The organism is Mesorhizobium sp. M0910 (assembly GCF_040319465.1).
GTDB lineage: Bacteria > Pseudomonadota > Alphaproteobacteria > Rhizobiales > Rhizobiaceae > Mesorhizobium.
The window spans coordinates 25,978-35,338 of the sequence record NZ_JAMYNZ010000023.1 but is presented as its reverse complement, the minus strand read 5'-3'; the positions used below and the strand labels follow the sequence as shown (position 1 = coordinate 35,338).

The window sequence follows — 9,361 nt, the reverse complement described above, 5'->3', positions numbered from 1 at the left end:
CGCGAAGCGCCGCCTGTTCCGCCGCCGCAATCGTGTCGTTCAACGCCTGTGCATCCGGCACGTCGATTCCAGCGTTCCGCACCACAATGCTGATCAGATGAAATCCGGGTAGCGGGCCTTGATCTCGGGGGCAATCAATGGCGTGAAAGACATGGGATGCTCTTTTCTCATGGGGAGGCTTTGCGCTGCGGGTCGTTCGGGAAATGTTTGAAGAAAGGTGCTTGTCGAGCGTCCAGATCTTCTGGCATCGGCATGGTGCATGCCGCACCATGCGCTGGATAATTCCATCATTCGGCCGTGGACAAGGCCTGGTAGAGATCGTCGATTATCTCTTGCGGGTGCTCGAGCCCGCCTCGGCCGGCAACAAGCTACGCCTCCGCCAGATCCTCCATTTCATAAAAGGCAGCGGGCGCGATATGGACGTGAAGCAGCTTTCCTCGCCAGGTCATCATCGCTCTCGGAAATTCGTCTCGTGAAAACCTGCTGCAAAACTGGCCTGATCAACAGCGCCAGTTGCATGGCATTTTCCCGGTCCAGTTGGCTGTTTGGAAAGAATACGGGGGGCCCTCGGACCGTTTTCAGCGCCAGCTTTCGGGGGTCGTCCCGTCTCAGTTGTTCCGCACCGGCATCGCGTCTTGCACCTGCTTGACAACCTCTCGCAGGACCTCAACGCCCTTCCCGATCTGCCGAATGCTCAAGGCGGCATAGCCCATGACAAGTCCGATGCGATCGGTGCGGCCTTGGTCCGATGGCCGTTCGTAGAGCGGCGAGATCAGGTGTAGCCCCAGGCCAGCGTCGCGGGCGGATTCGACCAAGGCCGTTTCCCGCGATCGTGGCAGGCCATTGAACCAAACCGCGACGTGCAGTCCCGCATCTGCTCCCTGGACAGTGATGCGATCCCCGAAGCTGTGCTGCAAGGCACCCAACAACGTTTCCCGACGCTCGCCGTTCAGCCTGCGCACACGGCGCACATGGCTTTCGTAGCCGCCGCTCTCGATCAACGATGCCAGCGCTTCCTGTTCAGCGACCGGCGAATGCCGGTCTGCGAATTGTTTGGCGGTTGCGAAGACCTCCTGCAATTCGGGTGGGACGACGAGGTAGCCGATGCGCAGCATTGGCGAGAGCGTCTTGGATATCGTGCCGAGATAGATGACAGCCCCGTGGTCCTCGAGACTGTGCAGCGGTGGAACCGGATTGATGTCGTAGCGATATTCGCTGTCGTAGTCGTCCTCGATCACATAGGCGTTGTTGTGCCGCGCCCATTCCAGAAGCTGATGGCGGCGCGCGATCGGCATGACGCCACCCAGCGGAAACTGATGCGATGGCGTGACATAAGCCAGTCGTGCCCCGATCCCCGCCAGCAACTCGGTCTTCATCCCGTCTTCGTCGACGATGACCGGGATGGGTGAGGCACCCGTACTGGCAAAGACCTGACGCGCCATCCTGTAGCACGGATCCTCGATGACGAAGCGGTCGGCGGGATCGAGAAGCAGGCGCGCGCACAGATCAAGGCCCTGCTGCGAACCGCTGACGATGATGATCTGGTCGAGGTCGCAGCTCAGGGTCCGGGCGCGCCAGAGATATCCCTGAAGCGCCTGGCGGAGCCGGCGCGAGCCGCGAGGATCGTCATAGGCAAGACGCAGCGGGCGCTGCCCCATCGCCTCGTTCATCGCGCGTTTCCAGACCAATGATGGGAAATCCGACGGTGCCAGGTCCCCATAGCGGAACTCGACCTTCAGCCCAGTCGGCAGATAATCTGGCCAGGGTGACGTCGCGCGCAGCCGCTCGCCATATGCGGACAGGTGGATCGGGCCGACCCGTTTCGCGTGAGTGCGGCCCGTCTCATGGCCAATCAACGAAGACGCAACGCGAGGTCGCGCGCCTTGACGGGCTTCGATGAAACCTTCCGCAGCCAGTTGCTCATAGGCGACCGTTACCGTGGTTCGCGAAACGCCGAGGTCATTTGCCAGGGCCCGGGAGGATGGCAACTGACTGCCGGTTTCATAGACGCCGCCGAGGATTTGCTCGCGAAGAGCCTCGTAGATCTGGCGTGCACCCATCGCGTGCGAGCGACCTGCAGAACCGGCACTTGAAGACTGGACCATTTCATTCATTGCTAACTGGATATTTCACATTGGCCAGTTTGCCGTCAATCTTTCGGAAACCCAAGAAAGATCTAGAGGCCGAATGACCCGTTCCTATCAATCCGAAACCGATGCTCTCACGCGGTCGCCCAACGACACCGGTCCCGGATTCGCCACTCGGGCGATCCATCATGGCTACGATCCGGCCCGCTTTTCCAATGCCGTTCAGCCGCCAGTCTTCTTGACCTCGACCTATGGATTCGAAAGCGTGGCAGCGAACGAGGCCGCCGCCACCCTTGGCGGAAGGCTCTATGCGCGCGAATACAATCCGACGACGGAGATCCTCGAGCAACGGCTCGCCAATCTGGAAGGAGCCGAGGCAGGTTTGATCGTTGCCTCGGGGATGGCGGCTTTCGGCACACTGATCTTGTCGCTCCTGTCCCAAGGCGATGAACTCATCGTCCACAAGACGCTTTATGCGAACACGCTTGCCATGGTCGAACAGGCGGTCCCCCGCTTCGGCATCAAGGTCGTCGCGGTCGACCTGTCCGATCCTCACAATCTCGATGCCGCGATCACCGAGCGGACCCGGCTTGTTTTCTTCGAGACGCCGGTGAATCCGCTGAGCCGCATCCTCGACATCGCTGCCATTGCCGAGCGCGCCCACGCGCGCGGTGTAAAGGTTGCAGTCGACAGCACCTTCGCCTCGCCCGCGCTCCAGCGGCCGCTCGAACATGGGGCCGACCTCGTGCTCCACTCCCTGACCAAATACATCAATGGGCACGGCGATGCCCTTGGCGGGGCGATTCTCGGCGACGCGCAAACGCTCCGCACGCTGCACGAAACGGGCCTGCGCTACATCACCGGCGCAGCGCTCTCGCCCATGTCAGCCTTCCTGATCCTGCGCGGTCTGAAGACGCTCACGCTGCGCATGGAACGCCACAGCGCCACGGCCCTTGCGGTGGCTCAGGCGCTCGAGGCGCACCCGGCGGTGGCATGGGTGAGTTATCCCTTCCTCGACTCGCACCCTGATCAGGTGACGGCGCGAAAGCAGATGTCCCAAGGGTCGGGCATGTTGGCCTTTGGCCTCCACGCTGGGTTCGAGGGCGCGCGGCGGATGATGGACCGGCTCAACCTGATCACCCGGGCTGTCAGCCTCGGTGATGCCGACAGCCTCATCTATCATCCGGCAAGCCTGACCCGTGCTCGTCAGCCGATCCGCAAGGATGCGCATCTGGCCGATGGAGTCGGCGAGGACCTCATGCGTCTCTCGGTGGGTCTTGAAGACGCCGATGACCTAATCGCCGACCTGCGGCGGGCTCTGGACGCCCTGTGATGACCTGTGGTCCGGCCAGTCCTGCGCTCGCGTACAAACCCGGAGCCTTGCCATGGCATTCCTGAGCGGCCTTTCCGCGTTTCCCATCACGCCGACCGATCGGGACGGCCGCGTCGATACCGTTGCTCTGCGCAAGCTGATTGCCAGGCTTTGCGCCGCTCAGGTCGATTCCATCGGTCTTCTCGGCAGCACCGGCACATACATGTATCTGACGCGCGAGGAACGGCGACGGGCGCTCGCCGAGACCTTGGACGAAACCGGGGGACAAATGCCGGTCGTGGTGGGTGTGGGCGCGCTGCGCACCGACGAAGCAGTGAGGCTCGCGCAGGACGCTAAGGCCCTTGGGGCTGCCGCGGGGTTGCTTGCCGCCGCCTCTTACACCCCGCTCACTGATGACGAGGTGTTCGAACATTTCTCCACGGTGGCGCGCGAAAGTGGCCTTCCGATCGTCATCTACGACAATCCAGGAACGACGCATTTCCGTTTCACCCCAGCACTCGTCAGCCGCCTGGCAAACGTGCGGGGGATCGTCGCTATCAAGAATCCGACAGACAAGGGCGATGCGATCAAGAGCCATCTGGCCGACCAGAGGCGCACTGTGCCGGAAGGGTTCTCGATCGGCTACAGCGGCGACTGGAACGCTGCAGAGGCCATGATCGCTGGCGCTGACACATGGTACAGCGTCCTCGCGGGCATCCTGCCCGAGGTCTGCACAAAGATCGTCACAGCGGCGCAGCAGGGCGATGCGGCCGAAGCGCGACGGATCGATGCCGCGCTTGCGCCGCTCTGGAGCCTCTTCAAGGAGTTCTCGAGCCTTCGCGTCGTCTATGCACTTGCCGAATTGCTCGACATTTGCCGTGCCGACCCCCCGCGTCCCATCCTGCCTCTGCCCTCAGCAGCGAAGCGCCAGATCGCCGCCGCGTTGGAAGGCTTGCCATCGGATGTCAACCGGTGAACAGCGAACCCGGCGGCCAGTGAAGGAACCTGTCATGTATGTACCCGCGCATTTCGATGAACCGAGCCGAGAAGTCCTTTACGAACTGATCGAGAACAGCGCACTTGGCATGCTGATAACCCATGGCCGGAGCGGTCTCGACGCCAATCACATCCCCTTCGAACTCGACACGTCACAGGGAGAAAACGGTTCCCTTTATTCCTGCGCGATTAGTACACGTGCCGAAGGAAAGTGCACTTTCTCGCTCGAGTGACTTATTTCAAAGGATGTGATCGCGTTTTGGCACATTCACGGCCCACATGCGGCAGCCGCTAACTCACCACATGGTGAGCAACCAGGAAACCTTCCGGCCTACACTTTCTCCCGGAGCGCGCGTGCTGCAGCAACCATGTTCATGAGGGCAGGGCGGACCTCCTCCCACTTGCGGGTTTTGAGGCCACAGTCCGGGTTTACCCACAGTTGGGCATCGGACAGTCGCTCGCGGGCAAGCATGACGAGATCCGAAATCTCGCCGACTTCCGGGACCCGTGGTGAGTGAATGTCGTAGACTCCGGGCCCGATTTCATTCGGATATTTGGAGCTCGTGAAGGCGTCCAGCAGTTCCATTTTCGAGCGCGACGTCTCAATCGAAATGACATCCGCATCCATTTCAGCGATCGCGTCGATGATCTCGTTGAACTCCGAATAGCACATGTGGGTATGGATTTGAGTCGCGTCCTTTACACCCGTTGAAGCGATCCGGAAGCATTCGACAGCCCAGTCGAGATAGTCGTTCCAATCAGACTGGCGCAGTGGCAATCCTTCGCGAAACGCGGCCTCATCGATCTGGATCATCCTTGCGCCGGACCATTCGAGATCCGTCACTTCGTCGCGGATGGCGAGCGCGATCTGGCGGCATGCTTCGGAGCGGGGTACGTCGTCGCGAACAAATGACCAGTTGAGAATGGTCACTGGGCCTGTGAGCATTCCCTTCACAGGGTTTTCCGTAAGCGACTGGGCGAACTGCCACCAGCGCAGCGTCATCGGATTGGGCCTCGATACGTCGCCGAAGATGATGGGGGGGCGCACGTAACGCGACCCATAGCTCTGCACCCAGGCATGCTGGGTGAAGGCGAAGCCGGACAGCTGCTCGCCGAAATGCTGTACCATGTCGTTTCGTTCGAACTCACCGTGCACCAGCACGTCCAGCCCGATCTCTTCCTGCCAGCGAATTGCAGCCTCGATCTCCTTCTTCAGGAAGGTCTCGTAGTCGACATAGCTCAGCTGGTCCTTCGCATGAGCGGCCCGCGCCCTGCGTACCTGCGGCGTCTGCGGGAAGGACCCGATGGTCGTCGTCGGGAACGGCGGCAGCCCGAGCGTGCCGGCCTGGACTCTGGAGCGCTCGGCAAAAGCGCTCTCTCGTCGCTTCATGCTGTCGTCAATGCTGGCGATCCGCCCCTCAACCAGCGGGTCATGGATCTTCGTGGATGTCACGCGAGTGGCGGCAGCCTCGGCAGACGCTTTCAACGCGCCTGCCACCGCATCCCTGCCTTGGGACAGGGCCCGGGCAAGCAACACCAACTCGTCGGTCTTCTGGGCCGCGAAGGCGAGCCACGACCTGATGTCCGCGTCGAGTTCCGTCTCCATGCGCAGGTCGATCGGCACATGCAGCATCGAGCAAGAAGGCGCGATCTCGACGCGGTCCAAGGGCCAGCCGGCGACGATCGGTTTGATGCGGTCGAGAATGGCGGGCAGGTTCGCACGCCAGACGTTGCGGCCATCGATCAAGCCAAGCGAGAGCACCAGATCCTTCGGTGCGAGCCGACCCACCGTTTCCAGCTGCTCGGGAGCGCGCACGAGATCAATATGCAGCCCGGCCAGGGGCAGAGAAACCGCGGTTTCGAGATTGTCTCCCAGCGGCCCGAAATAGGTAGCCAGCATGATCTTCAGCTCGGGCGCGGCTTTCGACAGCTGGCCATAGGCGAATTCGAACGCAGCTCGTTCGTTCGGGTTCAGATCGAGGACAAGCGCTGGCTCATCGATCTGCACCCAGTCGGCTCCAGACAGCTTCAGCCTCTGCAGGAGTTGCTCGTAGACGGGCAGCAGCCGCGGCAGGAGCGCGATGGGATCGAATCCTTCGGCAGGCGATTTCGCCAGCTTGAGGAAGGTGATCGGTCCAAGGATGACTGGGCGTGTGTGAACGCCGAGAGCTTTAGCCTCGATGAAGTAATCGACCGGTTTCGTCGACGAGAGGGCGAACGTCTGATCATCGTTGAGTTCCGGCACAATGTAGTGATAGTTGGTGTCAAACCACTTGGTCATTTCCATCGCGGTTACATCAGACCGATGAGCCGCCTGCTGGTGACCAGCGTGTCGACAATCCTCCGTCTGACCTTGGTTGCCCCGCGCCATTGCGAAGTAGATGTCAAGTGGAACCTCGCCGCTATTCCAGCCGTAACGGGATGGAACGGCGCCGACCATGGCTGCGGTGTCGAGCACATGGTCGTAGAGCGAGAAGTCGTTCGACGGGATTTTCGACACGCCGCGATCGTGCTGCTCCTCCCAGCTAGCGGCACGGAGCGCCTTCGCGGTCGTGAGAAGGTCGGCAGCGGACGATTTTCCGGACCAGTAGCTTTCAAGCGCGAATTTCAGTTCTCGCCGACGACCGAAACGGGGCACGCCGAGCGTTGCTACAGGAATTTGCTGAGAGACAGTCATGCCAGACCCCGATGGTTGGGGCGTCGGTGACAAGGAAGGCGCTAGCAGGCCGGCACGAACGCCAGGCTGCAGCGGCCACCGAGACACCCCGCCCGTGGACGTAATTCGCCGTGGCAGGTCTCCTGGCTCGCGGGGTCATAGCCTCTACCCGTCTTCCCAAGGCTATTCGCCTCAGTGACATGAGTGGGGTTGGCTCGCCGCTAACAGTTGCGGGGGCAGCGCCGGCATCGCACCGGCTTCCCTCTTAGCTCCGCTGCGGCAGCGCCGTACGGAGAACCACGACGCGGGAGACAATTACAGCAGTTCGCTTCTTTGTCAACGCCGCATAAAGAAATGTTTATGTCGTTATGTTACATTTCCGTTGGCATGTTCCAAAGGTCGCCTCGAAAGCGAAAACTGTGGAAGCCTTGAGCGGCCGGTAAATCAAAGCAATGACGCACGGCGCCCTTGTCCAGGAGGATAGGAGTTCGTCGGCTGCCGGCAGCAAACATACCGGCAAGCGCCGTGGTGCTGCTTAGCGCATCATGCGAACCACCTCGGCGTCGAACTTCGGCTCCGAGGTTCCGACCGCTTCGTTGGTGATCTGCTCGCGACCATATTCGGCTCAATGGCGAGGCTGTTGCCCATGTGGAAGCTGTTGGCCGTGATGCCCTCGGTGATATGACACAACGATTTCGGGGGGAGCACACCGAGGCCAGGCGCAGCGGCGTGTTGCGAAGTGATCGAGGCCAATGTCTCGAACTGCTTGTTCGCAGCCCACCGGCTCAAGGTAACCCGGCTCAAACCACCGGGCCAGCTCAAGTCCTGTCCAAATGAGGCCTGAGCGGCAAATCGTCGTGCACGCGCACGGTTTGGCGTTCGATCTTGTGATGCGTCTTGGGCGGACAATCGCCACGGTGCAGCGCGCAGAAGCGGTCCCCAATTGGGAAACCGAGGGCGGTGAGGGCAAGCCAGCGCCACAGGCGGAAGGGGACTTGGACCTGTTTGCCCTGCTGGACCACAAGTTCGCGACACAGGGCCTCAAGGAGAAGACCAAGAGTGATTATGCGCGGGACCTCGCCAAATTCATCAAAAGCAGCGGGCAGTCAAAATTCGGCGCCGATTGACATGGAGATAGCCATCGCGGCGGACCGCCCAGGCGGACCGCAAGCCGGAATACAACCGGGTGCAGGCGGCCAACCTCGTCCACAAGATGGCGTCGGGCACACACCGGCGATGGGAGAGCGGACCGTGGAGTGCAGGAACTTCACGCCTATCCACGCTCCCGTGGACGTGTCCTGCGGCACATCGGCAGCGATATTGAGGAGGCAGTTGAGCTTCTGGTCGAGCACTCTTACCTGCCACTACCTACGCTTAACGTCATCTCGTACTGAAAACGCACCACGCAAGGTCGAGATGTAACATGCGCCCTTCGTGGATGGTTCTAAGCTTCCTCGGGCGCGGTCAATCTGTGATAACGGTCGCTTGGAACCTCCATCACCGCGACGCGATCAAGGTTGGCGTATCGCGCTCGGTAGTAACCTTCTTCCTCCACTTCGGCGAAACTACACTGGGGAACGTCAAAGGTCGCAGCTTCCAATCCGAAGAAAGTCGTAGCGGTTTCTTCATCCAAGAAGTTCCACTCATCTTCTCCGTCGTCATATGTGACGCGAACATAGGAGGCCATGCGCACGGCTTCCTGATCACCCATCTCTGCGATGATGGCATCGCATTCTTTCTTCAGCTTTCCTGAAACCTCACCCTTATCCCAGTCATCCAAAGCCCGATAGATTTCTGGATGATAATACTCTGGCATCTCCTCTACATCGTCACCGATAAGCTCAATGGTGCGGACATATTGCGGATTTATCAAGAGTATTTTGTTGTCAAGGCTCCAACAATACAGCCATGGCCTGCTTGTGTTATTTCTACGCAGATTATGAAGTTCCTTCAACTGACGTAAAATCGATTCACGCGCCTTTTCATCGATAGGATATTGGCGGCTGCCAAGAGTCGTCTTGATTCTGAGCGTGCCGTATCGCGTTTCGGCATCGGCAATTGCAAACGGGCTCGTGCGCCACTCCTCGACATCAATCTTCCAGCCCAGCAGCTCCTCAACCGTGCATTTCAACGTGAGACAAAGGTCCTTGATCTGCTCGACGTTCAACTGCGTTTTGCCTGTTTCCCAACGGGCCACAGTCTGTTGCGTCGTTGCCATCTGCTCTGCCAAATCTTTTTGAGTCATGCCCAGTCGAACCCTAAGCTCTTTCATGTTCATAACTCACCTCGCGTGTTCAACACACGCATTGT

At 60.3% G+C, this 9,361-nt stretch carries 8 protein-coding genes, 1 pseudogene and 1 riboswitch; of the genes and pseudogenes, 4 read left to right on the top strand and 5 right to left on the bottom strand.

All coding sequences use genetic code 11. From position 1 onward, the window contains the following. From NKH78_RS30735 to pdxR, 3 genes and pseudogenes are all read right to left on the bottom strand, one after another. On the bottom strand, positions 1–271 hold a 271-nt coding region (locus NKH78_RS30735; RefSeq protein ID WP_352884994.1), incomplete at its 3' end, for a hypothetical protein. 100 nt (positions 272–371) lie between these two features. Further along, positions 372–449: pseudogene (locus NKH78_RS30730) on the bottom strand (MOSC domain-containing protein); the annotation flags it as partial. Positions 450–608: 159 nt separating this feature from the next. Continuing rightward, positions 609–2,105: a MocR-like pyridoxine biosynthesis transcription factor PdxR gene (gene pdxR / locus NKH78_RS30725; RefSeq protein WP_502899878.1), complete on the bottom strand. Its 1,497-nt coding sequence runs from the start codon at positions 2,103–2,105 to the stop codon at positions 609–611. A gap of 82 nt (positions 2,106–2,187) precedes the next feature. Between pdxR and NKH78_RS30720 the strand changes: the two genes are divergently transcribed. The 3 genes from NKH78_RS30720 to NKH78_RS30710 are packed head-to-tail and all read left to right on the top strand — an operon-like array spanning position 2,188 to position 4,628. After that, positions 2,188–3,420 carry a trans-sulfuration enzyme family protein gene (locus NKH78_RS30720; RefSeq protein WP_352458256.1) on the top strand — a complete coding sequence of 411 codons (1,233 nt, stop codon included), beginning with the start codon at positions 2,188–2,190 and terminating at the stop codon, positions 3,418–3,420. Between the two features lie 52 nt (positions 3,421–3,472). After that, positions 3,473–4,375 (top strand): dihydrodipicolinate synthase family protein, encoded by a 903-nt coding sequence (locus NKH78_RS30715; protein WP_352881940.1) that lies wholly within the window; start codon positions 3,473–3,475, stop codon positions 4,373–4,375. Between the two features lie 34 nt (positions 4,376–4,409). Next, positions 4,410–4,628 carry an FMN-binding negative transcriptional regulator gene (locus tag NKH78_RS30710; RefSeq protein WP_352452617.1) on the top strand — a complete coding sequence of 73 codons (219 nt, stop codon included), beginning with the start codon at positions 4,410–4,412 and terminating at the stop codon, positions 4,626–4,628. Between the two features lie 98 nt (positions 4,629–4,726). On the opposite strand, the gene metE is transcribed toward NKH78_RS30710, so the two are convergent. Next, complete coding sequence (gene metE, locus NKH78_RS30705) at positions 4,727–7,072, bottom strand: 5-methyltetrahydropteroyltriglutamate--homocysteine S-methyltransferase (RefSeq protein WP_352458258.1); 2,346 nt, start codon at positions 7,070–7,072, stop codon at positions 4,727–4,729. 95 nt (positions 7,073–7,167) lie between these two features. Beyond that, a riboswitch (cobalamin riboswitch) is annotated at positions 7,168–7,368 on the bottom strand. A gap of 555 nt (positions 7,369–7,923) precedes the next feature. Here metE and NKH78_RS30700 point away from each other — a divergent pair. Further along, the gene (locus NKH78_RS30700) at positions 7,924–8,178 is read left to right on the top strand and encodes a hypothetical protein (protein WP_352577982.1); all 255 of its coding nucleotides are present in this window, start codon (positions 7,924–7,926) and stop codon (positions 8,176–8,178) included. Between the two features lie 317 nt (positions 8,179–8,495). On the opposite strand, the gene NKH78_RS30695 is transcribed toward NKH78_RS30700, so the two are convergent. Then, positions 8,496–9,329, bottom strand: coding sequence for a helix-turn-helix transcriptional regulator (locus NKH78_RS30695; RefSeq protein ID WP_352458260.1), 834 nt, complete (start codon positions 9,327–9,329; stop codon positions 8,496–8,498). Positions 9,330–9,361: the final 32 nt, after the last annotated feature.